Raw genomic sequence first — 25,776 nt, forward strand, 5'->3', positions numbered from 1 at the left:
TCGTGGACGAGCATGCGCGCCATGGTGCCAGCCCGTGGTGGGGTGGTCGGGCGTCCCGGGGATACCGTGGCCGCACGTCCGTCGAGGGGGGAACTCCCGTGCTCCGTCAGCTGCTCCTGCTGCTCTCCCGCAGCCCTGCGGTGAAGGGCCTGGTCACCAGGGTCCCGGTCAGCAGCGCCATCGTCACGCGCTACGTGCCGGGCGAGGCGACCGAGCAGGCCGTGGCTGCGACCACCGAGCTGGTCGCCGACGGCCTGCAGGTGACGCTCGACTTCCTCGGCGAGGACACCCTCGACCAGGCGCAGGCCGAGTCGACGGTCCAGGCCTACCTCGAGCTGCTGGAGGCCCTCGGTCGGGCCGGCCTGGCCCGGCACGCCGAGGTGAGCGTCAAGCTCTCCGCGGTGGGCCAGGCGCTGCCCGAGGTCGGGGAGCGCCTGTCCACCGACAACGCCCGACGCATCTGCGCCGCGGCCCACCAGCTCGGCACCACGGTGACCCTCGACATGGAGGACCACACCACCACCGACCGCACCCTCGCGACGCTGCGCGAGCTGCGTCGGGACTACCCCGAGACCGGTGCGGTGCTGCAGGCCTACCTGCACCGCACCGAGGCCGACTGCCGCGACCTCGCCCACGAGGGCAGCCGGGTGCGGCTGTGCAAGGGCGCCTACAACGAGCCGGAGTCGGTGGCCTTCACCGACCGCCACGAGGTCGACAAGTCCTACGTGCGCTGCCTGAAGGTGCTGATGGCCGGGTCGGGCTACCCGATGGTGGCCACCCACGACCCGCGGATGGTCAAGATCGCCGCGGCGCTGGCCACCCGCAACGGCCGGATGCCCGGCACCTACGAGTTCCAGATGCTCTACGGCATCCGCGCCGAGGAGCAGCAGCGTCTGGCCCGCGCCGGCGAGCAGGTGCGGGTCTACCTGCCCTACGGCGACGAATGGTACGGCTACCTGATGCGCCGCCTCGCCGAACGCCCCGCCAACCTGACCTTCTTCCTGCGCTCCCTGGTGTCGCAGAAGTGAGCGCCGACCAGCCCGCCGACCAGCCTGCCGCCTCGCTGTCCGCCGGCACGACGACCGCGGTGATCGGTGCCGGGGTGATGGGGGAGACCCTGATCTCCGGGCTGGTGCGCGGCGGCCACGACCCGTCGCTGCTGCTCGTGGTGGAGAAGCGGGTCGACCGGGCGCAGGTGCTCGCCGACCGCTACGGCGTCCGCGTGGTCGACGACCTCGCCGCGGTCGCCGTGGCCGACACCGTCGCCCTGGTGGTCAAGCCGCAGGACATGTCCGAGGTGCTGGCCGAGGTGCGCGACCACGTCGTGCCCGGCCAGCTGGTGGTCAGCCTGGCGGCCGGCATCACCACCGCCTTCGTCGAGGCGCGGCTGCAGCCGGGCGTCGCCGTGGTCCGGGTGATGCCCAACACCCCGGCGCTGGTCGACGAGGGGATGGCCGCGATCTCGGCGGGCAGCCACTGCGACGTCGAGCACCTGGCCCGCGCCGAGGCGATGCTGGCGGTCACCGGCAAGGTGCTGCGCGTCCCGGAGAAGCAGCAGGACGCGGTGACGGCGATCTCCGGCTCCGGTCCGGCCTACCTCTTCTTCGTCGTCGAGGCGATGATCGAGGCCGGTGTCCACCTCGGGCTCCCGCGGAGCACCGCCACCGAGCTGGTGGTGCAGACCGTGGTCGGCTCGGCGACGCTGCTGCGCGAGACCGGCGAGCACCCGACGGTGCTGCGCGAGCAGGTCACCTCGCCCGGCGGCACCACCGCGGCCGCCATCCGCGAGCTGGAGGACCACAAGGTCCGCGCCGCGTTCATCACCGCCATGGAGGCCGCCCGCAACCGCTCGGTCGCGCTGGCCCGCGACGAGGACTGAGCGGGCCGTGGACGAGCACCGCACCTGCCGCGCCTGCCTGGTGTACGACGAGTCGCTCACCGGCTACGACTTCGGCCCCGAGCACCCGATGAACCCCGTCCGGGTCGACCTCACCGTCGACCTCGCCCGGCACGTCGGCGTGCTCGACACCCTGACGGTCGTCGCCGCGCCGGACGCGACCGAGGACGACCTCGTCACCGTGCACGACCCGGCCATGATCGAGGCGGTGATGCGCTCGAGCCGCGACCCCTCGCTCACCGACCTGCCCCGCGGCCTGGGCGGCGACGACAACCCGACCTTCGCCCTGATGCACGAGGCCGCCCGCCACGTGGTCGGCGCCAGCGTCGAGGCGGCCCGCCAGGTCTGGACCGGGGAGGTCGACCACGCCGCCAACATCGCCGGCGGCCTGCACCACGCGATGCCCGACCGGGTCAGCGGCTTCTGCGTCTACAACGACGTCGCGGTGGCGATCCGGTGGCTGCTCGACCACGGCGCCGAGCGGGTGGCCTACGTCGACGTCGACGTCCACCACGGCGACGGCGTCGAGCGGATCTTCTACGACGACCCCCGGGTGCTGACCGTCTCGCTGCACGAGACCGGGCAGATGCTGTTCCCCGGGACCGGCTTCCCCGCGGAGTCCGGGGGTCCCGACGCGGTCGGCACGGCCGTCAACGTGGCGCTGCCGCCCGGCACGGCCGACGCCGGCTGGCTGCGCGCCTTCCACGCCGTGGTGCCGCCGCTGCTGCGCGAGTTCGCCCCCGACGTGCTGGTCACCCAGCAGGGCTGCGACAGCCACCGCGACGACCCGCTGGCCCACCTCGCGCTCAGCGTGGACGGCCAGCGGGCCAGCTACCTCGCGCTGCACGAGCTGGCCCACGAGACCGCGGGCGGGAAGTGGGTCGCCCTCGGCGGCGGCGGCTACGCCGTGGTCGACGTCGTGCCGCGCGCCTGGACCCACCTGCTCGGTGTGGTCGGCGGCGCCCCGCTGGAGGCCGACCTCGCCACCCCGGAGGCGTGGCGCGAGGGCGTGCTGGAGCGGCTCGGCGTGCGCGCCCCGTCGCGGATGACCGACGGGCGCTCCGCGGCGTACAAGGACTGGGGCGAGGGGTTCGACCCCGACACCTGGCTCGACCGGGCGGTGCAGGCCACCCGAGACGCGACCTTCCCCGAGCACGGCCTCGACCCGATGCACTGAGCCGCGGTCGCGGCTACGGTGAGAGTGGCCCGTGCGTCGAGCGCAAGTCGACACGCCGCAACCTCACGAGTCACTCCTGCGATTGTGTGGCACACGGGTCACACGAGCCCTATCCTTCTCACAGCGCACGTGGGGTCGTCGTGGGACTGCCGGGGGACGTGCAACAGAAAGCTTGGTGTGACCATGCCGACCAACAAGCCGGGAGACATCTCCGAGGTGAAGTTCCTGACGGTGGCCGAGGTCGCCGCCCTGATGCGGGTCTCGAAGATGACCGTCTACCGCCTCGTCCACAACGGCGAGCTGCCCGCCGTCCGCGTGGGCCGCTCCTTCCGGGTCAGCGAGGACGACGTCGACGAGTACCTCAAGACGAGCTTCTACGACGCCGGCTGACCCGCGGGCTCGGGCCGGGTCCCGCGCCCCGTCCGCCCTCCGGCCTGATTGGGAGGGCGCGGGGGTCGACGGCTAGGCTGTGGCTTCTGCGCCGCCGGGTCCCGGCGGCGTTCTCAACCAGCCTCAACGAATAGGTCCGACGTGGGTTCTGTCATCAAGAAGCGCCGCAAGCGCATGGCGAAGAAGAAGCACCGCAAGCTGCTGAAGAAGACGCGCGTGCAGCGTCGTCGTCTGGGCAAGTGAGGGCCTAGCCCCGACATGGGCCACGTCGTCCTCGTCACCGGCGTCGCCGGCGACCTCGGGCGCCGCTTCGCGGCGCAGCTGTCCGGGTCGCCGGGGATCGACCGCGTCGTCGCGGTCGACGTGCTGCCGCCCCGGGGCGACCTGGGCAAGGCCCACTTCGTGCGCGCCGACATCCGCAACCCGGTCATCGCCAAGGTGATCGTGCGCGAGCGTGTCGACACGGTGGTCCACGCCAGCGTCGCGGCGACGCCCGCGGCGGCCGGCGGGCGGTCCTCGACCAAGGAGCTCAACGTCATCGGGACGATGCAGCTCCTGGCGGCGTGCCAGCAGGCCCCCGACGTGCGCAAGCTGGTGCTGAAGTCCAACGCGGCGTTCTACGGCGCCTCGCACCGCGACCCGGCCAAGTTCACCGAGGGCATGACCGCCAAGCGGCTCGCCGGCGGCGGCTTCGCCAAGGACGTCAGCGAGGTCGAGTCCTACACGCGTGGCTTCGCCCGGCGCCGTCCCGACGTCGACGTCACCACGCTGCGGCTGGCCAACGTCATCGGGCCCCGCATCACCACCGCGATGTCGGGCTACTTCCGGCTGCCGGTCGTGCCCACCGTGCTCGGCCACAACCCGCGGCTGCAGCTGCTCCACGAGCAGGACGCCCTCGACGTGCTCGAGCACGCCACGCTGAGCGAGGTCACCGGCACCTACAACGTCGCCGGGGACGGCGTGCTCACGCTCGCCCAGGCCGTACGCCGCCTCGGCCGGCCCTCGATCCCGCTCCCCGGCTTCGCCGTGCCCTCCTTCGGGTCGGCGATCCGGCAGACCAAGGTCGCCGACTTCTCGCCCGAGCAGGTCGCCTTCCTGACCTACGGCCGCGGCATGGACACCACCCGGATGCGCACCATGCTCGGCTTCGAGCCGCGCTACACCACCGCCGAGGCGCTCGACGACTTCGCCACCTCGCTCACGCCCGGGCTGCTGGGTCCCGACCGGCTCCGTGCCGCCGAGCACGCCCTCGCCGGGGCGCTGCACGCCGTCGGGACGCCCGCCCGGTCGTCGGTGCCCGCGACGACCGGCCCCGCGCTGCTCGGTCGGGAGGGCCACGATGGGTGACGCCGAGATCATCCCGATCGGCACCCGCGGGCGCCCCGGTCGCGGCAACGGCGGCGAGCGTCCGTCCGCCGGCAGCCGCAGCCTGGCCGCGCGCACCCCGCGCCCCCGCGACGCCGACCCGGCCGACGGACCGGCCCCGGGCGGAGCCACGCCGTCGCCGGCTGCCGACGAGCGGTCCTCCGGCGCTGTCCCGCCCGTGCCGCCCGGGCAGCGCGCCCCGGCCGCGTCCGGCGCCCCCGACCCCGGTCGCAGCCCCGCCCGCACCGAGCACCGCCTCCCCGGCCCGGCCATCGCGCCCCGGGAGTGGCTGGCCGCGCTCACCCGCACCGCCCAGGAGATGTTCGGCGAGAGCTGGGAGCCGCGCCTGGCGCAGTTCCTCGCCGTGCTGCGGCGCCGCCTGACCGGTGAGTTCGTGGTCGACGACTTCGGCTTCGACGCCGAGTTCACCGACCGGTTCCTGCTGAGCGCGCTGCGCCCGGTGGCGCAGAAGTGGTTCCGCATCGAGGTGATCGGCGCCGAGAACATCCCCGACGTCGGCGGCGCCCTGGTGGTCTCCAACCACTCCGGCACCGTGCCCGTCGACGGCATGATGACCGCGGTCACCGTCTTCGACCACACCGGTCGCCACCTCCGCCCGCTCGGGGCCGACCTGGTCTTCAAGCTCCCGCTGGTGGGTGACCTCGCCCGGCGGGGCGGCGCCACGCTGGCCTGCAACGACGACGCCGAGCGGATGCTGCGGGAGGGCGAGCTGGTGGGTGTCTGGCCCGAGGGCTTCAAGGGCATCGGCAAGCCCTTCAGCGAGCGCTACAAGCTGCAGCGGTTCGGTCGGGGTGGCTTCGTGTCGGCGGCCATCCGGACCGGCGTACCCATCGTGCCGACGTCGGTCGTCGGCGCCGAGGAGATCTATCCCCTCGTCGGCAACGTGCCCTCGCTGGCACGGCTGCTGGGCGTGCCCTACCTGCCGATCACGCCGCTGTTCCCGCTGCTCGGCCCGCTGGGCCTGATCCCGCTTCCGTCGAAGTGGCTGATCGAGTTCGGCGAGCCGATCCGCACCGACGAGTACGACGCGGGCGCGGCCGACGACCCGATGCTGGTCTTCAACGTCACCGACCAGGTGCGCGAGTCGATCCAGCAGACGCTCTACACCCTGCTCATGAAGCGGCGCTCGGTCTTCTCCTGACCCCGGCGCCCGACACGGTCGACGGGTGGGCAGACGGCCCAGGTCAGGGCAGCAGCTCTCCGGTGACCCCGGTGACCGTGTCGTCGAGGTCCTCGGCGACCTGCTCCACGCCGTCGAGCGTCGGGCCGGTCGCGGGCACCGTGGTGCGGATCGTGCCGGTCACGCCGCTGACGGTGCCGGTGACGCCGTCCAGCAGGTCGCGGACAGGACGCTCGGGGAGCGTCGGGGTCGTGGGGGTGCCCGCGGTGACGGTGCTGGCGACGGGTCCGTGCTGGTCGACCCTGACCGGGGGCACCGATCGCTGCAGCCGGTCGGACTCCCACACGTCGCCGGCGCTGCGCTGGGCGCGGTCGCGCAGCTGTCCGAGCTCGAGCGCCTCCATGGCCTGACGGTCGACACGGGCCTGGGCGACCGGACGCGCGAGGAGCGCGTCGACCGTGGCGCCGCCGGCGCCCGCGGCCACCGAGGTCGGCACCGCGAGCGTCTCGCCGGGACAGCCGGGGCAGACGTCCTGCGCCCTCAGGTCGAGGTCGGCCAAGGTGTCCGCGGCGTCGACGAGTGCTGCGGCCACGACCGGGTCGGCGTCCTGGGACAGCGCATCGAGCGCCTCCATCTGCCGGGTGGCGAAGCTGCGGACGGCGACGACGTCGGCCTGGTCCTGCTCGGCGGCGTAGGCGGCGAACAGCCGCGAGGAGCCGTCGACGGCGGAGGCGCGGAACGAGCGCAGCGCCCCGGTCACGAGCCGGTCGTCGGCGCCCTCGTCCTGCAGGGCCTGCGCCTCCTGGAGACGGGTGGCGGCCTGGTCGAGCACGGAGCGGCCCTTGCTGGACTCGCCGAGGCTCAGCGAGGTGCCGACCTGCTCGGTGCCGCGCTTGACGGGGTAGAGGGTCTCGCCCGGGAGGGCGTCGCTCGACGCGGCTGCCAGGCCGGCCGTGCTGCCGACGATGACGAGGGAGGCGGCGACCGCCCCGACCCGGCGGCGGGCCGGCGCGACGGGGCGCAGCGTGCGGACGACGGCGGTGCGGTCGGGGACGAGCTCGGTCTCCGCGGCGGCCATCAGCCGGTCGCGGAGGTCGGCGGAGAACGCGGCGCGGGGTTGCACGGCCGGGTGGTCGGTCAGCACGGCCACGGTGCGGACGAGGCGGGCGTGGCGCGCGGCCTCCTCGGCCGTGGCGTCACCGTCGAGGACGCGTTGCAGCTCCTCGGCGGTGCCTCGGGGCGAGGAGGAGGGGCTCATGCGGATCGTCCTGAACTGCCGGTGGCGGCGTCCGGGCCACGGGTCCGACCCGGGCTCGGCGTACATCCTGTCGAGCCCCACAACGACGCGTCGCGCGGCGAAGTTATGGCGGTGGACAAGTTACCGTCCGGCAACATCCACCCCTCGGACAGTCCGGCATTCCGGACACCGCGGCGAGGGCTCGTGAGGGGCCTCATCGGAGGTCCTCCGGCAGCGCCTTGGCGAGGTTGCGGACCCCGCGCAGCTGCAGCTGCTTGACCGCCCCGGAGCTGCGGCCGAGGACCTCGGCCGTCTCGGCGATCGAGAGGCCCTGCAGGAACCGCATCACCAGGCAGTCGCGCTGCTCGGTGGGCAGCTCGCCCAGGGCCGCCATCAGCGCCTCGTTGGTCAGCGAGGCCAGCACGGCGCTCTCGGGACCCTCGGTGGCGCTGTCGAGGGTGCCCATGTCCTCGGTGGTCTGCTCCAGGCGGGTGCGGCCGGCCTTGTAGTGGTCGGTCGTGAGGTTGCGGGCGATCGTGGTCAGCCAGGCGCCGAAGTCCTTGCCCTGCCAGCGGAAGGTGCTCATCGCGCGCAGCGCGCGGAAGAAGGTGTCCGAGGTGAGGTCCTCGGCCAGCTGCACCGACCCCACGCGGTAGTAGAGGAACCGGAACACCCCGGCGTGGTAGTGGTCGTAGAGCTGGCCGAACGCCTCGGCGTCGCCGCCGCGGGCCAGCTCGACGAGCGCGATCAGCCGGGCCTGCTCGGCCTCGTCCTCGGCCGAGGAGGCCGCCTGGTCGGCGTCGCCGTGCTCGCCGGGTCCGCCGGTCCCACGCCCGGAGCCCGTGGTGCCGGCCGCGGCACCGGACTGCGACATGAGCAGCCGACCGGTCGTGGTGGGGACGTCGGCACCGGCGGCCACGGGGGCGGGTCCGAGCAGTACCTCGAGGACGGCGCGCCTGAGCGCGTCGAGACCGCGCAGGACCTCGTCTCGCTGCATGGCACGCTCCCACCGGCGCGACGCCGGTCTCCCTTGGCTGACCAGTTGGTGAGACTACGCGTCCGGTGAACGCCTGTGAACCGAATCGGCTCGCCAGATCTGCCTAGAGCACGCGCCGCCGCAACGCGTTGCCCGCGGCGGCGGTGCCGGCGACCGCGCCGGCCACCGCGGCGGTGAAGACGCCGGCCCGTGCGGCCTTGCGTCCGGTGCGGTAGTCGCGCACCCGCCAGCCCTGCGCCTTGGCGTGGTCGCGCAGCCGGGCGTCGGGGTTGATGGCGCACGGGTCGCCCACCAGGGTCAGCAGCGGGAGGTCGTTGTAGGAGTCGGAGTACGCCGAGCAGAGGGCCAGGTCGAGGCCGAACCGGTCCGCCAGCTCGCGCACCGCCACCGCCTTGGCCGAGCCGTGCAGCATTTCGCCGACCAGCTCGCCGGTGTAGACGCCGTCGACGTGCTCGGCCACCGTGCCGAGCGCGCCGGTGAGGCCGAGCCGCCGGGCGATGATGGTCGCGATCTCGATGGGTGCCGCCGTCACCAGCCACACCCGCTGGCCCTCGTCGAGGTGCAGCTGCGCCAGCGCCCGGGTGCCGGGCCAGATCCGGTGCGCCATCCGCTCGTCGAAGATCTCCTCGCCGAGCGACTCCAGCTCCTCGACGGTGTGGCCGGCGATGAAGGACAGCGCCGAGGCGCGGGCGTCGGCGACGTGCTCGGGGTCCTCGACCCCGACGACGCGGAAGTAGGCCTGCTTCCAGGCGGCGCCCAGGATGTCCTTGGTGGTGAAGAACTCCCGACGGTGCAGCCCCCGGGCGAGGTGGAAGATCGAGGCGCCCTGCATCACGGTGTTGTCGACGTCGAAGAACGCCGCCGTCGTCTGGTCGGCCTCGACGCTGAGCGCGCTCTCGACCTCCGCGATCGCGGCGGCGGCCTCGCCGGCGAGCTGGGAGCGGCGCTGCAGGTTGGGCGGTCGCGGCGGGGCCTTGCGGGAGGGACGCGAGGGGCGTGAGGGCCGCTTGTCGCCGGAGCGGCCGGGCGGCGGAGGGGTCACGCGGCACAGCCTAGGGGCACCTCGCCGTGTGGGAGACTCCTCCGATGGAGTCCAACGTCGCCGACCTCCTGACCCGGGCGTGCGTCGAGGAACCCGGCAAGACGGCGCTCTCCGAGGCGGTCACCGGTCGCAGCGTGACGTGGGCCGGGCTCGACGACCTGGTGGAGCGCGTGGTGCAGGGGCTGGCCGACGCCGGCATGGTCGCCGGCTACCGCGTGATGATCGCCGCGGGCAACAGCATCGAGTTCGTCGCGGCCTACCTCGGCGTGCTGCGGGCCGGGATGGTCGCGGTGCCGGTCAACCCGCGCAGCGTGACCGGCGAGCTGGTGCGCGTCCTGGTCGACTCCGGCACCCGGATGGTGGTGGCCGACGCCGCCACCGTCACCACCGTGCGCGCCGCAGTCCGCGGGCTGGGCGAGGCCATGGTGGCCGCCGGTCAGGAGGCCTCGGCCCGGCCCCGCATCGTCACCGTCGGCACCACCCTGGAGCCGGGGGAGCGCGGGTGGGACCAGCTGGTCTCCCGGGGAGGTCGTCCCACGCCGGTGCGCCCCGACCCCGAGGGCCTGGCGGTGCTGCTCTACACGAGCGGCACCTCCGGGCGTCCCCGCGCGGCGATGCTGTCGCACCGGGCACTGCTGGCCAACGTCGAGCAGGTGGCGACCGCCGACCCGCCGATGGTGACCGGGCGCGACGTCGTCCTCGGGGTGCTGCCGCTCTACCACGTCTACGGCCTCAACGCGGTGCTCGGCCAGGTGCTGCGCCAGCACGCCCGGCTGGTGCTCGTCGACGGCTTCGACCCCGAGGGCTCGCTCGACCTGATCGAGGACGAGGCGGTCTCGGTCGTCCCCGTGGCGCCGCCGGTCTTCTCGGCCTGGCTGGGGGTCCCCGGCCTGGAGGAGCGGCTCGGTCCGGTGCGGCTGGTGCTGAGCGGCTCCGCGCCGCTCGCGCCCGAGCTCACCGAGGCCTTCACCGAGCGCACCACCGTCGAGGTGCACCAGGGCTACGGCCTGACCGAGGCCGCCCCCGTGGTCACCTCGACCCTCGGGCAGCCGCTGCGACCGCGCTCGGTGGGCCGTCCGCTCACCGGCATCGAGGTGCGGCTGGTCGACGAGGCGGGCCGCACGCCCGAGCCCGCCGACGCGGGCCAGATCGAGCTGCGCGGCGCCAACCTGTTCTCCGGCTACTGGCCCGACGGGGCGGGCGGTCCCGACGCCGAGGGCTGGTGGGCCACCGGCGACGTCGGCTACCTCGACGCCGACGGCCACCTCTACCTCGTCGACCGCGTCAAGGACCTCGTCATCGTCTCGGGCTTCAACGTCTTCCCCGTCGAGGTCGAGGAGGTCGTCGGCGAGCTCGCCGAGGTGGCCCAGGTCGCGGTCGTGGGCGTGCCCGACGAGGCGACCGGCGAGGCCGTCGTGGCCTACGTCGTGCCGTCCGGCTCGCGGCTGTCCGCCGACGAGCTCCAGGACGTCGTACGCCGCCACTGCGCCGACCGGCTGGCCCGCTTCAAGCAGCCGACCGTGGTCGAGGTGGTCGACCAGCTGCCCTACACCGCGACCGGCAAGGTGCAGAAGGGCCGGCTGCGTGCCGAGGCCCGCCGCCGCGACCCCGGGCTGCTGCGGTGACCGCCCGCGTCACGCTCTACACCCGGGTCGGGTGCCACCTGTGCGAGGAGGCCCGCACGGTCGTCCAGTCGGTGTGCGAGGACCTCGGGGAGGGCTTCGAGGAGGTCGACGTCGACTCCTCGGCCGAGCTCCAGGAGGCCTACACCGAGCAGGTGCCGGTGACGCTGGTCGACGGCCGCCGCCACGACTTCTGGCGGGTCGACGAGCGTCGGCTGCGGGCGGCGCTGGCCCGTCCCGCGGGCTGAGCCGACACCCCTCCCGGCCAGGTCAGCGGCCCGGCCGGAGCTCGCACGACGCGACGGACCCGGGGGTAGGCCCCCGGTGGAGGTGAGCATTCTCACCTGTGCTAGCCCTGGGCCGTCGCTGGTTTGTTCGCGAGTTCACAAACTCCTAGAGTGATCGAGGCCCTCCAGTCCAGGAGGGTGCTCCGACCGGTCTGGAGAGTGTCACCAGCGTGAGTGCGACCAGGATCCCCGAGGCGACGGTGGCCCGTCTCCCGGTCTACCTCCGGGCGCTCAACGCGATGAGCGAGGCCGGCACCACGACCTGCTCGAGCCTCGAGCTCGCGACCGCCGCCGGCGTCAACAGCGCCAAGTTGCGCAAGGACCTCTCCCACCTCGGCTCCTACGGCACCCGTGGGGTCGGCTACGACGTCGACTACCTGCGCTACCAGATCTCGCGCGAGATCGGCCTGACCCAGGACTGGCCCGTCGTCGTCGTCGGCATCGGCAACCTGGGCCACGCGCTCGCCAACTACTCCGGCTTCTCCTCCCGCGGCTTCCGCACCGTCGCCCTGCTCGACGCCGACGGCTCCCGCCAGGGAGAGGTGGTCGCCGGGCTGGAGATCCGCTCCTTCGACGACCTCGAGGAGGTCGTGGCCGAGCACGGCGTCGGCATCGGCGTCATCGCCACCCCGGCCGTGGCCGCCCAGGACGTCGCCGACCGCATGGTCGCCGTCGGCATCCGCAGCATCCTCAACTTCGCGCCGACGATCCTGACCCTGCCCGAGGGCGTCGACGTGCGCCGCGTCGACCTCTCCAGCGAGCTGCAGATCCTCGCCTACCACGAGCAGCGCAAGGCCTCGGCCGCCTCGGCGCCCGCGATCGTCGTCGAGCAGGTCGCCCGGACCGCCGCCGGAGGTGCCCGATGAGCGTCCTGGTGGTGGGCCTGTCCCACAAGACCGCCCCCGTGCCCGTGCTGGAGCAGGTGGCGCTGGACGCCGACGGCGTGCAGAAGCTGATCCGCGAGGTCACCGACGTCGAGCACGTCCTGGAGGCCACGGTCATCTCGACGTGCAACCGCACCGAGGTCTACGCCGACGTCGACCGCTTCCACGGCAGCGTCGAGGCGATCTCGCGGATGCTCGGGGAGCGCACCGGTCGCCCGGCCGAGGAGATGCTCGAGCACCTCTACGTCCACTACGACGACGGCGCCGTCAGCCATCTCTTCCACGTCGCCGCGGGCCTCGACTCGATGGTGCTCGGCGAGAGCCAGATCCTCGGCCAGACCCGTGAGGCGCTGCGCGTGGGCCAGGAGGTCGGCACCGTCGGCCCCTCGCTCAACGTGCTGTTCCAGCAGGCGCTGCGCGTCGGCAAGCGCTCGCACGCCGAGACCGACATCGACCGCGTCGCGCCCAGCCTGGTCGCCACCGCGCTCGACCGGGCCGTGGCCCACGTCGGCCCGCTGGCCGGCAAGCGCGTGCTCGTCGTCGGTGCCGGCTCGATGGCCGGCCTCACCGTCGCCACCGTCACCCGTGCCGGTGCCGGCGCGGTCACCGTGGCCAACCGCTCGCCCGAGGGCGCGGCCCGCCTCGCCCGGCAGTACGACGCCACGCCGATCTCGCTGGCCGACCTCGGCGCCTGGACCGCCCCGGTCGACATCGTCGTCTCGTGCACCGGCGCGGCCGGGCAGGTGCTCTCCGCCGAGGCGGTCGCCGCGCGACGCGCCGACCCGACCCGGCCGCTGGCCGTCGTCGACCTGGCGCTGCCCCGCGACGTCGACCCGGCCGTGGCCGACCTGCCCGGCGTCCGCCTGGTCGCCCTCGACACCCTGGCCGCCGAGCTCGAGGCCAGCCCCGAGGGCGCCGACGTCGACGGCGTGCGCACCATCGTCAGCCAGGAGCTGGCCGCCTTCCTCACCGCCCGCCGGAGCCAGAGCGTCACCCCCACCGTGGTGGCACTGCGCACCATGGCCACGGGCGTGCTCGAGGGCGAGCTGGCCCGCCTGGCCCACCGCCTGCCCGACCTCGACGACGCCACCCGCGCCGAGGTCGAGCGCACCCTGCGCCGGGTCGTGGAGAAGCTGCTGCACCACCCGACCGTGCGGGTCAAGGAGCTGGCCAACGAGTCGGGTGCCGTGTCCTACGCCGCGGCGCTCGCCGAGCTGTTCGCCCTCGACCCCGAGGCCGTCGTGGCCGTGACCCGGGCGGAGGTGGAGCGCCCGTGACCGGCACCGCCACCACGCCCGAGACCACGCCTGAGACCACGTCCGGGGATCCCCGCACCCGCGTGGTCCGCATCGGCACCCGCGCCTCGGCGCTGGCCCGCACGCAGAGCGGTCTGGTCGCCGACCGGCTCACCGAGGTGACCGGCCTGGCCACCGAGCTGGTGCACATCCGCACCCACGGCGACGTCTCCACCGAGCCGCTGGCCCAGATGGGCGGCACCGGTGTCTTCGTCAGCGCGCTGCGCGAGGCCTTGCTGCGCGGTGAGGTCGACCTGGCGGTGCACTCGCTCAAGGACCTCCCGACCGCCCCGCCGGAGGGCATCGCGCTGGCCGCCGTGCCGCCCCGCGAGGACCCCCGCGACGTCGTCGTGGCCCGCGACGGGCTCACCCTCGGCGAGCTCCCGCAGGGCGCGACCGTCGGCACCGGCGCCCCGCGCCGCGTCGCCCAGATCGCCGCGCTCGGCCTCGGGGTCGACCTCGTGGGCGTGCGCGGCAACGTCGACACCCGCATCGGCAAGGTCCGCTCCGGCGAGCTCGACGCCGTCGTCCTGGCCCGCGCCGGCCTGGCCCGCCTCGACCGGGTCGAGGAGGCCACCGAGGTGCTCGACCCGATCCAGGTGCTCCCGGCCCCCGGGCAGGGTGCGCTGGCGGTCGAGTGCCGTGCCGACGACGACCTCGTCGCGACCGTGGCCGGGGCCCTCGACGACGCCCTCACCCGCGCCTGCGTGACGGTCGAGCGCGTGCTGCTCGCCGAGCTCGAGGCGGGCTGCTCGGCCCCGGTCGGCGCCCTGGCCGAAGTTGCCATGGGGGACTCCGGTGACGAACTGTGGGTCCGTGCGGTCGCACTGTCCCCCGACGGGACGCTGTCCGTACGCCGCTCGGCCTCGGGGCCGCTCGAGGACCCCGAGGGCCTCGGCCGGTCGCTGGCCGCCGAGATGCTGGCCGAGGGCGCGGCCGACCTGATCGCCCCCGAGACCTGACGCAGCACCGCACCACCCGCACCACGCACCTGGACGCAGTCACCGAAGTAGCAAGAAGGCGATAGTGAGCAAGCAGAACACCACCAGCACCCGCGCCGCAGCAACGGGCGCCGGCACGGCCTCCGCGGGGCGGCCCACCAAGTGGGTCTCCTTCGTCGGCAGCGGCCCGGGCGACCCCGGGCTGCTGACCGTGCGCGCCGTCGAGCTGCTGCGCGACGCCGAGGTCGTCGTCACCGAGGTCCCCGACCACCAGGCCCTGGTGCGCTCGGTCCTGGGCCTGGCGGCCCCGCTCGAGGACGACGCCGAGGCCGAGCTCCCCGGCCCGCTGTTCGTCGACGGGGGCTTCGGCGAGGACGGCCAGCCGCTGACCCACGCCGCGCGCGCCAAGGTCGTGGTCAAGCACGCCAAGTCCGGCAAGCGCGTGGTCCGGCTGATGGCCGGCGACCCCTTCCTCTACGCCTCGGGGCCCGAGGAGGCGCTGGCCTGCACCAAGGCCGACGTCGGCTTCGAGATCGTCCCGGGCGTGTCCTCGGTCAGTGCCGTCCCGGCGTACGCCGGCATCCCGCTCACCACCAAGAACCACCGCGAGGTGGCTGTGGTCTCGTGCGGCGACGCCAAGATCGACTGGGCGTCGTACGCCACCCACCCGACGCTGGTGCTGCTCTCCGCCGTCGGCGCGATCGGCCAGGTCGCGGCCGAGCTGGTCGCGGCCGGCCGCCCCGGTGACACCCCGGTCTCGATGACCCGCACCGGCACGCTCACCACGCAGGAGACGGTCGTCTCCACCCTCGACGACATCGCCGCCGACGCCCACGCCGCCGGCATGACGCCCCCCGCGGTCACCGTGGTCGGCCCGGTCGTCGACCTGCGCCAGACGCTGTCGTGGTTCGAGACCAAGCCGCTGTTCGGCTGGCGCGTGCTGGTGCCCCGCACCAAGGAGCAGGCGGGCGGTCTCTCGGCCCGGCTGCGCGGCTACGGCGCGACGCCCGAGGAGGTGCCGACCATCTCGGTCGAGCCGCCCCGCAACCCGCTGCAGATGGACAAGGCCGTGCGCGGCCTCGTCGAGGGCCGCTACGAGTGGATCGCCTTCACCTCGGTCAACGCGGTCCGCGCGGTGCGCGAGAAGTTCGAGGAGTACGGCCTCGACGCCCGTGCCTTCTCCGGCCTCAAGATCGCCGCGGTCGGCGACAAGACCGCGGCCGCCCTGCGCGACTGGGGCCTCAACGCCGACCTCGTGCCCTCGGGCGAGCAGTCCGCCCGCGGGCTGCTCGAGGACTGGCCGCCCTACGACGACCTGCTCGACCCGATCAACCGCGTCTTCCTGCCGCGCGCCGACATCGCCACGGAGACCCTGGTCGCCGGGCTGGTCGAGCTCGGCTGGGAGGTCGACGACGTGACGGCCTACCGCACCGTCCGGGCGGCCCCGCCGCCGGCGCCGGTGCGCGAGGCGATCAAGTCGGGCAAGTTCGACGCGGTCGTGTTCACGTCGTCCTCGACGGTGCGCAACCTGGTCGGCATCGCCGGCAAGCCGCACACCTCGACGATCATCGGCGTGATCGGCCCCGCCACGGCCAAGACGGCCGAGGAACACGGCCTGCGCGTCGACGTGATGGCCTCCGAGCCGTCGGTCGAGGAGCTGGTCGACGCGCTCGCCGACTTCGGTGGTGCACGGCGCACCGCGCTGCTCGACCAGGGCCAGCCGGTGACCAAGCCGTCCGACCGTCGTCCGGCCACCCGCCGCAAGGCGAGCTCGAAGTAGCCGTGACCGGCTTCCCCGAGGTCCGGCCGCGGCGGCTGCGGCGTACGCCCGCGCTGCGGCGGATGGTGGCCGAGACCGCGCTGCGGCCCTCGCAGCTGGTGCTGCCGATGTTCGTCGGCGAGGGGCTCACCGAGCCCCACGAGATCGCGAGCATGCCCGGCGTCGTGCAGCACACCCGCGACTCGCTGAAGCGGGCGGCGGCGGAGGCGGTCGAGGCCGGCCTGGGCGGCGTGATGCTCTTCGGGCTGCCCGAGACCAAGGACGCCGAGGGCTCGGGCGCGCTCGACCCCGCCGGCATCCTCAACGTCGCGATCACCGACGTCGTGGCCGAGGTCGGCGACGGGCTCACGGTCATGTCCGACCTGTGCCTGGACGAGTTCACCGACCACGGCCACTGCGGCGTGCTCGACCCCGACGGATGGGTCGACAACGACCGCACCCTGGAGATCTACGGCCAGATGGCGCTCGCCCACGCCGCCGCCGGCGTCGACCTGGTCGCGCCCAGCGGCATGATGGACGGCCAGGTCGGCGTGATCCGACGGGCGCTGGACGCCGAGGAGCACGCGGGCGTCGGCATCCTGGCGTACTCCGCCAAGTACGCCTCCGCGTTCTTCGGCCCCTTCCGCGAGGCCGTGAACTCCTCGCTGGTCGGCGACCGCCGCACCTACCAGCAGGACACCCCCAACCGGCTCGAGGGCGTGCGCGAGACCCGCCTCGACATCGAGGAGGGCGCGGACATCGTCATGGTCAAGCCCGCCCTGGCCTACCTCGACGTGCTCCACGCCGTGCGCCAGGCCGTCGAGGTGCCGGTCGCGGCGTACAACGTCTCCGGGGAGTACGCCATGGTCGAGGCCGCCGCCCAGCGCGGCTGGATCGACCGCGACACCGCCCTGATGGAGACCCTGATGTCGATCCGCCGGGCCGGCGCCGACATCATCCTCACCTACTGGGCCATGGACGCCGTCCGCCTCCTCGACGCCTGACCCGTCTTTGCAGGACGAGGACGTCTGCTCTCCTCGCCAGCGGGGAACGACGAAGCCCCCGGCCCAAGGCCGGGGGCTTCGTGTGCTCGATCAGGAGAGCAGGTCGTTGACGCACTTGGTGACGTTGAGCGAGCCGATGCACTTCGCCTGAGCCTCGGCGAGTGTCAGGACCGGCGTCACCGGGTCAGGAGCAGGAGCGGGCGTGCTGCCACCGCTGCTGGTGCCGCCACCCCCTCCACCGCCGGTCAGGCCCTTCGTGACGCCCTCGACGGTGTTGCTGAGGGAGCCGTTGCCTCCCGGGCTGGTGGGGGTCCCGCTGCCGGTCCCCCCCGGCACGAGGCCACCGCCGGTCGTGGTCCCGCCGCTGCTGGGGGTCCCACCGAGGCTGCCGCCAGTGGTGGAGCCCCCGCTGCCCTGGGAGGCGCGCTCACGACGGACCTGGGCGGCGCGGGCCTCGGCCTTGCGCTCGCGGGCGGCCTGGTAGGACCTCGCGATCGAGGCGGAGTAGCTGGTGCTGCTGCTGGGGGAGTACGACGAGCCGCCCTGGGCGCCCGACGGGACGGCGGTGTAGTCGCCGGAGGAGTAGGCCTCCATGATGCGGAGCACCAGGTCGACGTACTCGCGGCTGTGGTTGTAGCGGAACACCGCCGCCTCCTGGCCGGCGCGTGCGGACAGGTCGTCCTTGCCCGAGCAGAGGTAGACCGCGGTGGCCAGGGCGGAGTCGTCGATGTCCTGCGGGTTGCGCTCGCCGTCGCCGTCGGCGTCGACCTTGACGACCTGCCAGGTCGAGGGGATGAACTGCATCGCGCCGACCGCGCGGTCGAAGACGGTGTCCTTGTCGAGCTCGCCGCCGTCGGTGTCGTTGATGGCCTGCGTGCCGTTCTTGCCGTTGAGCGCGATGCCGTAGATGCCGGGCTTGCTCACGCCCTCGTCGGTGAGGCTGTTGCCGCCGTAGCGGCCGTGGTCGGACTCGACGCGACCGATGGCGGCGACGATCTCCCACGGCAGGTTGCAGGACTTGTCGGCCGCACCGATGATTTGGCCCGCGCGCTGGTAGGCGGACAGGGCCGGAGCCGGGATGCCGTTGCTCGAGGCGCCGGAGACGACGGAGTCGGCCGAGCCCTGGGGCACGGCGGGCGCGATGACGCCGGCGACGGGGACGCTGGCGGGCGCCTCGATCGCGTCGCTGGGGACGCTGGTGCCGTCGGGCAAGGAGGCGGAGGCCTGGGCCGGCTGCTCCGCGTTGGCGCCGGAGGCGACCAGGCTCCCGGTCCACACGGCCGACAGCACGGCCAGGGGGACCAAGGTGATCGCCTTGCTCCGACGGGACAACGACCTCGACGACATGTGTGTGCTCTCTCCCCTGGGTGATCCTGCGGTGCCTGCCTCCCGAGCGGCCCGTGCTGCTTCAACGAGACTTCCCTCACGCGGTCACGCACAAACCCGGCGTGTGACCGAGCGCACACCGGGGGCTCGTCCCGCCTGACAATAGTGCCGAAGCGGACGGGTGTGCACTGAACCCCGGCAACATCTCACCCCCGCGAGGGGGCCGAGGGGTGCCCGCCGGTTCGCCGGGCTGAGGGCCGTCGGGGAGAATGGAGCCGTGCCGCAGACACCGACGTCCCCGGCGTCCTCACCGGACGCCCGCACGCCCCTGCCCACCGACGGCTCCGCCGCGTGGTTCGCACGGGCCCACCGGGTCACCCCCGGCGGCGTGAACTCCCCGGTCCGGGCGTTCAACGCGGTCGGTGGCACGCCCCGGTTCATGGTGTCGGGGGCGGGTGCGTGGCTGACCGACGTCGACGGCAACGACTACGTCGACCTGATCTGCTCGTGGGGCCCGCTGCTGCTCGGCCACGCCCACCCCGAGGTGCAGGCCCGCGTCGCGGAGGCGGTGGCCCGCGGCACGTCGTACGGCACCCCGTCGCGGAGCGAGGTCGAGCTCGCCGAGGAGATCGTCGCCCGCACCCCGGTCGAGCAGGTCCGGCTGGTCTCCTCGGGCACCGAGGCGACCATGTCGGCGATCCGCCTGGCCCGCGGGTTCACCGGTCGTGACGTGGTCGTGAAGTTCGCCGGCTGCTACCACGGCCACGTCGACTCGCTGCTGGCCGAGGCCGGCTCCGGGCTGGCCACCCATGCCGTCGCGGGCACGCCGGGCGTCCCCGCGGCCTCGGTCGAGGCGACGGTGGTGCTGCCCTACAACGACCGCGCGGCCGTCGAGACGCTGTTCGCGGAGCGGGGCGGCGAGATCGCGTGCCTGGTCACGGAGGCCTCGCCCGGCAACATGGGCGTGGTCCCGCCCGAGCCGGGGTTCAACGAGTTCCTGGCGCAGACCTGCGCCCGCCACGGTGCGCTCTTCGTCTCCGACGAGGTGATGACCGGCTTCCGCGTCTCGCGGCAGGGCCAGTGGGGCCTCGACGGCGCCCGCGAGGGCTGGGCGCCCGACCTGATGACCTTCGGCAAGGTGATGGGCGGCGGCTTCCCGGCCGCGGCCTTCGGTGGCCGTGCCGACGTGATGGGGATGCTCTCGCCCCAGGGCCCCGTCTACCAGGCGGGCACGCTGTCGGGGAACCCCGTCGCGACCACCGCCGGGCTCACCACGCTGCGGCTGGCGACCGACGAGGTCTACGCCCACGTGGACGCGGCGGCGGCCACGCTGTCGGCCGCGGCCGGCGAGGCGCTGACCGAGGCCGGCGTACCCCACCTGGTGCAGCACGACGGCAACATGTTCTCGGTGTTCTTCGCCCCGCAGGTCGAGCGCGTCGTCGACTACGTCGGGGCCGCCAGCCAGGACACAGGTGTGTTCCGGGCCTTCTTCCACGCCATGCTGGAGCAGGGCGTCTACCTGCCGCCCAGCGCCTTCGAGGCGTGGTTCCTCTCGGCCGCCCACGACGACCGGGCGATCGGCCACGTCCTCGACGCCCTGCCCGGTGCCGCACGCGCGGCCGCCCGTGCCCACGAAGGAGACACCGCGTGAAGACGACCGTCCACCTGCTGCGCCACGGCGAGGTCCACAACCCCCGGGGGATCCTCTACGGCCGCAGCCCGGGCTACCACCTCTCCGAGCGCGGCCGCACCATGGCCGAGCGGGTCGCGGAGCGCATCGGGCACCGCGACATCACGGTGATCGTCTCCTCCCCGCTCGAGCGCGCGCAGGAGACCGCCTCGCCGCTGGCCGCCGCGCGCGGCCTCGAGGTGCGCCTGGACGACCGGGTGCTGGAGTCCAGCAGCGTCTTCGAGGGCAAGCCGTTCCGGTTCCGCAAGTCGGTGCTGCGCAGCCCGCACATGTGGCGGCACATGTGGAACCCGTTCCGTCCCTCCTGGGGCGAGCCGTACGCCGAGATCGTGGCGCGCGTGTGGCCGGCCGTCCTCGACGCCCGCAAGGAGGCCGAGGGGCACGAGGCGGTGATCGTCTCCCACCAGCTGCCCATCTGGACCACCCGGCTCTCGGCGGAGGGACGCTCCTTCCTCCACGACCCCCGCAAGCGCCACTGCACCCTGGCCAGCCTGACCTCGTTCACCTTCGAGGACGAGCGGCTGGTCTCGATCGGCTACTCCGAGCCCGCGGGCGACCTGATCCCGGTGGCCGACCGGCACAAGCCCTTCTCCTCCGGCGGCGTCGAGCCCGACCAGAACGAGATCGGCGGAGCGGGCTGAGGTGACCACCCGACCCCGGCAGCGCGCCCGACGGACCGTGGCCGTGCTCGCGACCCTGGTCGCGGGCGCGGTGCTCGCGGGCTGCTCGGAGTCGCCGGAGACCGGCGACCAGGGCTTCGTCGGCGCCGAGGGCATCGTCAACACGCTCGACCCGGGGGCTCGGCAGCAGCCCGGCGAGGTGGCCGGCGAGACCCTCGAGGGCGAGCGGGTCTCGGTCGACGACTACCGCGGCCGGATCGTGGTGCTCAACGTGTGGGGCTCGTGGTGCCCGCCGTGCCGCAAGGAGGCGCCCGACCTCGCCGCCGCGGCCACCGAGCTGGCCGAGGACGACGTCGCCTTCCTCGGCATCAACACCCGTGACGCCAGCCAGGACCAGGGGCTGGCCTTCCAGCGCCGCTACGACGTGCCCTACCCCTCGCTGTTCGACCCCTCCGGTCGCACGCTGCTCGCGTTCGCGGGCACCCTGAACCCCAGCGCCATCCCCAGCACGGTCGTGCTCGACGAGCAGGGCCGGGTCGCGGCCAGCATCCTCGGGGAGATCCCGAGCCGTCGTACGCTCGTCGACCTCGTGGAGGACGTCCGAGGATGATGCCGCTCGCTCTGGGTGACTGGTTCCGGGACCAGGCGCTGTCGGGGTCGCTGCTGCTGGCGGTCCCGGTGGCGATGGTCGCCGGCCTGGTCTCGTTCTTCTCGCCGTGCGTGGTGCCGCTGCTGCCGGGCTACCTCTCCTACGCCACCGGCCTCTCCGGCGCCGACCTGGCCGACGGCCGCCGCGGTCGGATGCTGACCGGGTCGCTGCTGTTCGTGCTCGGCTTCTCCTTCGTCTTCGTCTCCTTCGGCGCGCTGTTCGGCGGGCTCGGCGACTTCCTGTTCGCCTACCAGCGCCCCATCACCGTGGTCCTCGGCGGCGTCACGATCCTGCTGGGCCTGGTCTTCCTCGGCGTGGTGCCGCTGTTCCAGCGCGACGTGCGCGTGCACCGGGTGCCCGCGGTGGGGCTCGCCGCGGCGCCGATGCTGGGCGTGCTGTTCGGTCTGGGGTGGACCCCCTGCATCGGGCCGACCCTGCTGGCGGTGCTCTCGCTGTCGGCCCAGGAGGCCACGGCCACGCGGGGCGCGCTGCTGACGCTGTTCTACTGCCTCGGCCTGGGCGTGCCGTTCATCCTGGCCGCGCTGGCCTACCGCCGGATGCTCGGCACCGTCGGGTGGGTACGCCGGCACCAGCGGGTCGTCACCGCGGTCGGCGGCGTGATGCTCGTCGTGGTGGGCCTGCTGCTGGTCACCGGCTGGTGGGCCGAGCTGGTCGGCTGGATCCGCACCCTGTTCCCCGTCTACACCGCGAGCGTGTGATGGCCGCGACCACCACCGAGCGTCCCGCCGGCCCGCCCGCCGAGCCCCCCGGCCCGCCCTCCCTCAGCCCGGTCGAGCTGGCCCGCTGGTCCTGGCGGCAGCTCACCTCCATGCGCACCGCGCTGATCCTGCTGTTCCTGCTCGCGCTGGCGGCCATCCCCGGGTCGGTGGTGCCGCAGACCGCGGTCGACTCGGTGCGCGCCTCCCGCTGGATGGACGACCACCCGAGGCTGACCCCGGTCTACGAGAAGCTCGGGCTGTTCTCGGTCTACGACTCGGTGTGGTTCTCGGCGATCTACATCCTGCTGGTGATCTCGCTGGTGGGCTGCATCGTCCCGCGGCTGCGCGTCTACTGGCGCGGCGTACGGGCCGAGCCGCCGCGCGCCCCGCGCCGCCTGGACCGGCTGCCCGAGCACCGCACCCTGGAGACCGACGCCGAGCCCGGGGCGGTGCTGGAGGCGGCCCGCGCGGCGCTGCGCTCGCGTCGCTACCGGGTGCGCGTCGACGCCGCCGAGGGCACCACGCCGGGCGCGGTCCGGGCCGAGCGCGGCAAGCTGCGCGAGGGCGGCAACCTGGTCTTCCACCTCTCGATCCTGGTGGTCCTGGTCGGCTTCGCGCTCGGGTCGCTGCTGGGGTTCAAGGGTGGCGCCATCGTGGTCACCGGGGACGGCTTCGCCAACACGCTGAGCCAGTACGACGACTTCGAGGCCGGCTCGTTCTTCGACGTCGCCGACCTCGAGCCCTTCGACTTCACCGTCGACGGCTTCGACGTGACCTTCCTGCAGGAGGGGCGCCAGGCCGGCATGGCGCAGAAGTTCCGGGCCGACGTCACCTACCGGACCGCGCCCGGCGCCGAGGACCAGCAGCGCGAGGTCGCCGTCAACCACCCGCTGTCCATCGACGACACCGACGTCTTCCTCATCGGCCACGGCTACGCGCCCAACATCACCGTCCGCAACACCGACGGCACGGTCGCCTACTCGGGGCCGGTCGTGTTCCTGCCCGAGGACACGACCTTCCGGTCCTTCGGCGTGGTCAAGGTGCCCGACGCCGAGCAGGCCGGGGGCCGCACGACGCAGCTCGGCCTGGAGGGCGAGTTCTACCCGACGTACGGCTTCACCGACGAGAGCGGGCCGTTCTCGGCCTTCCCCGACTCCAAGAACCCCGCGCTGTCGATGCTCGCCTGGACCGGTGACCTCGGCCTGGACTCCGGGCGGTCGCAGTCGGTCTACGCCCTCGACAAGGACGGCCTCGACCCGCTGCTGAAGTCCGACGGGCAGCCGGTGCGGCTCGATCTCGCGCTCGGTCGCACCGCCGAGCTCCCCGACGGGATGGGCACGGTCACCTTCGACGGGCTGAGCCGCTTCGTGAAGCTGCAGGTCAGCCACACGCCGGGGCAGAGCACCGCACTCGTCGGGGTGGTCCTCGCGCTGCTCGGGCTGCTCGCCTCGCTGTTCGTCCGGCCGCGTCGGGTCTGGGTCCGGGCCCGTCGTGAGGGCGGACGTACGCTGGTGGAGGTGGCCGGTCTCGACCGCAGCGCCGGGGGCGACCTCTCCGGCGAGCTCGACGCCCTGGTCGGACGGCTGCGTCCCGCAGGCGCGTCCGACACCCCTGCCACCACCCGATCCCCGGAGGAGCCGACGTGACGCACGAGCAGTTCGAGGTGCTGAGCAACCAGGCCGTCGCCGCCTGCGCCGCGGCGTACTTCCTGGCCTTCCTGGCCCACCTCGGCCAGTGGGCCGCGGGCCGTCGCGCCGAGCCCGTCGAGGTCGCGCGCGAGCGGGAGGCCGTGACGGTCGGGGCCGGTGCGCCCACAGCCGGCCGGGCCGCCGCCGCGCCCGTCACGGACGAGCCCGAACGGATGCTGCTCCTCGGCCGGGTCGGCGTCGCCGTCACCGTGGTCGCCGCCGCCGTGCACTTCGTCGCCGTCCTCACCCGCGGGCTCGCCGCCGACCCGGTGCGGGTGCCCTGGGGCAACATGTACGAGTTCACGCTGACCGGCACCTTCTTCGTGGTGCTGGGCTACCTGCTGCTCTACAAGCGATTCGGCCTCTCCTGGCTCTCCCCGGTCGTCACCGGCTTCGTGCTGGTGATCCTGATGGTCGACGTGCTGGCCCTCTACGAGCCCGTCGTGCCGCTCCAGGACTCGCTGCAGTCGCCGTGGCTGGTGATCCACGTGGTGGCCGCGGTGATCGCCACCGCCGCCTTCACCATCGGCGGGATGTGCTCGGTGCTCTACCTGGTGAAGTCGCGCTGGGAGCAGCGCACCGACGCCGCCGGCCGCACCCGCGGGGGCTACCTCGCCCGGCTGCCCGAGCTGGCCGTGCTCGACCGCATCGCCTACCGCACCCACGCCTTCGGCTTCCCGATCTGGACCTTCGCGGCGCTGATCACCGGCCCGATCTGGGCTCACTACGCCTGGGGCCGCTACTGGGGCTGGGACCCCAAGGAGGTGTGGGCCTTCATCACCTGGGTGGTGTACGCCGCCTACCTCCACGCCCGCGCCACGTCGGGCTGGAAGGGCTCCTCGGCCGCCGTCATCGCGCTCGTCGGCCTGGCCACCCTGTGGTTCAACTTCGTCGGCATCAACTTCTTCTTCGGCAGCGGCAGCCAGCACTCCTACGCCGTCCCCGAGCCCACCGCCGTGGTGCTCCGGCTGGACGGGTAGGGGTCTCGCCGGCCGTCGGCGGTTTCCCAAGGTCGCTCGGGAACCCGTCGCTGCGCCGGAGCTGCGACCCCGGCGCAGCAGCAGGATCGCCGGCCGAGTGCGCTGACGGGGGGCCCGGCGTCGAGTCGTGAGTCCCAGAGGGCGCCAGGGCGCCCGCTCAGCCTCACGACTGCCGTCACTGCGCCGGAACCGCAACCCCGGCACAGCAGCAGGATCGCCGGCCTAGCAGTCGCTCGCGACGGATGGGGGCGGGCAGGCGCCTCAGGCCCCGACGTACGCCGTCCGGCTAGGCGTTCTCGTCGGTCTGCTCGCCCTCGGAGGTGCTGTCGTCCGTGGGCTGCGCCGGCGGGGGAGGCGGGGGACTCGCGGGCCGCTGGCGCTTGTCGTGACGACGCTTGCGGTCGAGCTCGCGCAGGAAGTCCTCGTCGTCGTCGGGGCCACGGGGCGGGCGAGGGGCGGGGCGTCCGCCGCTGCCGCCGGCCTCACCGGGCCCGCTCGCCTGACGGCGCCGGTCCAGCACCCAGAAGAAGGCCCACACGACCGCTCCCAGCAGCAGCAGGAACAGCGCGACGCGGAGCATGTCCCCAGGGTAGATGGTGGCCGGTAGACCTGACCCTGGTCCGGTCTCCTACCCTCGTGGGGTGAAGGAGTTCGCCGTCTACACCGCACTGCGGCTGGGTCTGTTCGTCGTCTGCTACGCCGTGCTCGGCGGCCTCTACCTCGCGCTGTTCGGCAGCCGGGGCGTGGTGATCTGGCCGTTCCTGCTGGCCGTGGTGGTCTCCTCGGTGCTCTCGGTCACCCTGCTGCGGCGGCAGCGCGAGGCGTTCGCGCTCCGGGTGCAGCAGCGCGCCGAGAAGGCGTCCTCACGTTTCGAGGAGCGGCGCTCCCGCGAGGACGTCGACTGAGCCGAGGGGACCCCTCAGCGACCGCGGCGCTTGAGCTGGCGGTTGATGCGCGTCTCGGACTGGCCCAGGACCTTGGCCAGCAGCGTGACGCGGTTGACGTAGGCCAGCGCGCAGACGCCGACGATGACGAGCAGGATCACGAACCACATGCGACCAGTGTG

Annotated in this window: 27 protein-coding genes; 21 read left to right on the forward strand and 6 right to left on the reverse strand. The window is 73.6% G+C overall.

All coding sequences use genetic code 11. From position 1 onward, the window contains the following. The first annotated feature begins 98 nt into the window (after positions 1-98). From ASG49_RS01060 to ASG49_RS01085, 7 genes are all read left to right on the forward strand, one after another. Positions 99-1,028 (forward strand): proline dehydrogenase family protein, encoded by a 930-nt coding sequence (locus ASG49_RS01060; protein ID WP_056535961.1) that lies wholly within the window; start codon positions 99-101, stop codon positions 1,026-1,028. Further along, positions 1,025-1,879: a pyrroline-5-carboxylate reductase gene (gene proC / locus ASG49_RS01065; protein WP_255355067.1), complete on the forward strand. Its 855-nt coding sequence runs from the start codon at positions 1,025-1,027 to the stop codon at positions 1,877-1,879. The genes ASG49_RS01060 and proC overlap by 4 nt, the downstream gene beginning before the upstream one ends. A 7-nt stretch (positions 1,880-1,886) precedes the next feature. Further along, positions 1,887-3,074, forward strand: coding sequence for an acetoin utilization protein AcuC (locus ASG49_RS01070; RefSeq protein ID WP_056535963.1), 1,188 nt, complete (start codon positions 1,887-1,889; stop codon positions 3,072-3,074). A 183-nt stretch (positions 3,075-3,257) separates the two neighbouring features. Continuing rightward, positions 3,258-3,464, forward strand: coding sequence for a helix-turn-helix domain-containing protein (locus tag ASG49_RS01075; protein ID WP_056539489.1), 207 nt, complete (start codon positions 3,258-3,260; stop codon positions 3,462-3,464). Between the two features lie 141 nt (positions 3,465-3,605). Further along, positions 3,606-3,707 carry a 30S ribosomal protein bS22 gene (locus tag ASG49_RS18105; protein WP_081683056.1) on the forward strand — a complete coding sequence of 34 codons (102 nt, stop codon included), beginning with the start codon at positions 3,606-3,608 and terminating at the stop codon, positions 3,705-3,707. 15 nt (positions 3,708-3,722) lie between these two features. Next, entirely contained in the window at positions 3,723-4,811 is a 1,089-nt protein-coding gene (locus tag ASG49_RS01080; RefSeq protein ID WP_056535966.1) for an NAD-dependent epimerase/dehydratase family protein, read from the forward strand. Beyond that, entirely contained in the window at positions 4,804-5,991 is a 1,188-nt protein-coding gene (locus tag ASG49_RS01085; protein WP_056535969.1) for a lysophospholipid acyltransferase family protein, read from the forward strand. The genes ASG49_RS01080 and ASG49_RS01085 overlap by 8 nt, the downstream gene beginning before the upstream one ends. A 43-nt stretch (positions 5,992-6,034) precedes the next feature. On the opposite strand, the gene ASG49_RS01090 is transcribed toward ASG49_RS01085, so the two are convergent. The 3 genes from ASG49_RS01090 to ASG49_RS01100 all read right to left on the reverse strand — a co-directional run bounded on the left by ASG49_RS01090 (position 6,035) and on the right by ASG49_RS01100 (position 9,156). After that, positions 6,035-7,228, reverse strand: coding sequence for a DUF5667 domain-containing protein (locus tag ASG49_RS01090; RefSeq protein ID WP_156384141.1), 1,194 nt, complete (start codon positions 7,226-7,228; stop codon positions 6,035-6,037). A 193-nt stretch (positions 7,229-7,421) separates the two neighbouring features. After that, the gene (locus ASG49_RS01095; RefSeq protein ID WP_056535975.1) at positions 7,422-8,204 is read right to left on the reverse strand and encodes a sigma-70 family RNA polymerase sigma factor; all 783 of its coding nucleotides are present in this window, start codon (positions 8,202-8,204) and stop codon (positions 7,422-7,424) included. Between the two features lie 103 nt (positions 8,205-8,307). Beyond that, entirely contained in the window at positions 8,308-9,156 is an 849-nt protein-coding gene (locus ASG49_RS01100) for an HAD family phosphatase (protein WP_056539492.1), read from the reverse strand. Positions 9,157-9,290: 134 nt separating this feature from the next. Here ASG49_RS01100 and ASG49_RS01105 point away from each other — a divergent pair, with 134 nt between their 5' ends. From ASG49_RS01105 to hemB, 7 genes are all read left to right on the forward strand, one after another. Then, complete coding sequence (locus tag ASG49_RS01105) at positions 9,291-10,871, forward strand: AMP-binding protein (protein WP_056535978.1); 1,581 nt, start codon at positions 9,291-9,293, stop codon at positions 10,869-10,871. Beyond that, positions 10,868-11,116: a glutaredoxin family protein gene (locus ASG49_RS01110; protein WP_056535982.1), complete on the forward strand. Its 249-nt coding sequence runs from the start codon at positions 10,868-10,870 to the stop codon at positions 11,114-11,116. The genes ASG49_RS01105 and ASG49_RS01110 overlap by 4 nt, the downstream gene beginning before the upstream one ends. A gap of 209 nt (positions 11,117-11,325) precedes the next feature. Beyond that, complete coding sequence (locus ASG49_RS01115) at positions 11,326-12,021, forward strand: redox-sensing transcriptional repressor Rex (RefSeq protein ID WP_235561851.1); 696 nt, start codon at positions 11,326-11,328, stop codon at positions 12,019-12,021. Then, the gene (locus tag ASG49_RS01120) at positions 12,018-13,316 is read left to right on the forward strand and encodes a glutamyl-tRNA reductase (protein WP_056535989.1); all 1,299 of its coding nucleotides are present in this window, start codon (positions 12,018-12,020) and stop codon (positions 13,314-13,316) included. Before ASG49_RS01115 ends, ASG49_RS01120 begins: the two co-directional genes overlap by 4 nt. 62 nt (positions 13,317-13,378) lie before the next feature. Continuing rightward, positions 13,379-14,296, forward strand: a complete 918-nt coding sequence (gene hemC, locus ASG49_RS01125) for a hydroxymethylbilane synthase (protein ID WP_056539495.1) — start codon at positions 13,379-13,381, stop codon at positions 14,294-14,296. Between the two features lie 64 nt (positions 14,297-14,360). After that, positions 14,361-16,055 carry a uroporphyrinogen-III synthase gene (locus ASG49_RS01130; protein ID WP_082533690.1) on the forward strand — a complete coding sequence of 565 codons (1,695 nt, stop codon included), beginning with the start codon at positions 14,361-14,363 and terminating at the stop codon, positions 16,053-16,055. Between the two features lie 2 nt (positions 16,056-16,057). Further along, positions 16,058-17,038 carry a porphobilinogen synthase gene (hemB, locus tag ASG49_RS01135; protein WP_082533691.1) on the forward strand — a complete coding sequence of 327 codons (981 nt, stop codon included), beginning with the start codon at positions 16,058-16,060 and terminating at the stop codon, positions 17,036-17,038. A 90-nt stretch (positions 17,039-17,128) separates the two neighbouring features. Here the strand turns inward: hemB and ASG49_RS19210 are convergent, their stop codons facing one another. Beyond that, the gene (locus tag ASG49_RS19210) at positions 17,129-18,343 is read right to left on the reverse strand and encodes a lytic transglycosylase domain-containing protein (protein WP_235561852.1); all 1,215 of its coding nucleotides are present in this window, start codon (positions 18,341-18,343) and stop codon (positions 17,129-17,131) included. A 349-nt stretch (positions 18,344-18,692) separates the two neighbouring features. Here ASG49_RS19210 and hemL point away from each other — a divergent pair, with 349 nt between their 5' ends. Genes hemL through ccsB form a run of 6 tightly spaced genes read left to right on the forward strand, consistent with a single transcriptional unit; the run spans position 18,693 to position 24,710 of the window. After that, on the forward strand, positions 18,693-20,015 hold the full coding sequence (gene hemL / locus ASG49_RS01145; RefSeq protein ID WP_056539499.1) for a glutamate-1-semialdehyde 2,1-aminomutase: 1,323 nt from the start codon (positions 18,693-18,695) through the stop codon (positions 20,013-20,015). After that, complete coding sequence (locus tag ASG49_RS01150; RefSeq protein WP_056535998.1) at positions 20,012-20,695, forward strand: histidine phosphatase family protein; 684 nt, start codon at positions 20,012-20,014, stop codon at positions 20,693-20,695. The genes hemL and ASG49_RS01150 overlap by 4 nt, the downstream gene beginning before the upstream one ends. A gap of 1 nt (position 20,696) precedes the next feature. Beyond that, a complete protein-coding gene (locus tag ASG49_RS01155) occupies positions 20,697-21,284 on the forward strand; it encodes a TlpA disulfide reductase family protein (protein ID WP_056536001.1) in 588 nt (195 codons plus the stop codon). After that, positions 21,281-22,042 carry a cytochrome c biogenesis CcdA family protein gene (locus tag ASG49_RS01160; RefSeq protein ID WP_235561853.1) on the forward strand — a complete coding sequence of 254 codons (762 nt, stop codon included), beginning with the start codon at positions 21,281-21,283 and terminating at the stop codon, positions 22,040-22,042. Before ASG49_RS01155 ends, ASG49_RS01160 begins: the two co-directional genes overlap by 4 nt. After that, positions 22,042-23,688, forward strand: coding sequence for a cytochrome c biogenesis protein ResB (locus ASG49_RS01165; RefSeq protein WP_056536004.1), 1,647 nt, complete (start codon positions 22,042-22,044; stop codon positions 23,686-23,688). The genes ASG49_RS01160 and ASG49_RS01165 overlap by 1 nt, the downstream gene beginning before the upstream one ends. Continuing rightward, positions 23,685-24,710 (forward strand): c-type cytochrome biogenesis protein CcsB, encoded by a 1,026-nt coding sequence (gene ccsB, locus ASG49_RS01170; RefSeq protein WP_056536006.1) that lies wholly within the window; start codon positions 23,685-23,687, stop codon positions 24,708-24,710. The genes ASG49_RS01165 and ccsB overlap by 4 nt, the downstream gene beginning before the upstream one ends. A 286-nt stretch (positions 24,711-24,996) precedes the next feature. Here the strand turns inward: ccsB and ASG49_RS01175 are convergent, their stop codons facing one another. Further along, a complete protein-coding gene (locus ASG49_RS01175; protein WP_056536009.1) occupies positions 24,997-25,290 on the reverse strand; it encodes a hypothetical protein in 294 nt (97 codons plus the stop codon). Between the two features lie 61 nt (positions 25,291-25,351). Here ASG49_RS01175 and ASG49_RS01180 point away from each other — a divergent pair, with 61 nt between their 5' ends. Next, complete coding sequence (locus tag ASG49_RS01180) at positions 25,352-25,615, forward strand: DUF4229 domain-containing protein (protein WP_056536012.1); 264 nt, start codon at positions 25,352-25,354, stop codon at positions 25,613-25,615. Between the two features lie 14 nt (positions 25,616-25,629). Here the strand turns inward: ASG49_RS01180 and ASG49_RS19450 are convergent, their stop codons facing one another. After that, positions 25,630-25,764 carry a hypothetical protein gene (locus ASG49_RS19450; protein WP_255355069.1) on the reverse strand — a complete coding sequence of 45 codons (135 nt, stop codon included), beginning with the start codon at positions 25,762-25,764 and terminating at the stop codon, positions 25,630-25,632. Positions 25,765-25,776 lie beyond the last annotated feature (12 nt).

This window comes from Marmoricola sp. Leaf446, from assembly GCF_001424755.1.
Lineage (GTDB): Bacteria > Actinomycetota > Actinomycetes > Propionibacteriales > Nocardioidaceae > Marmoricola.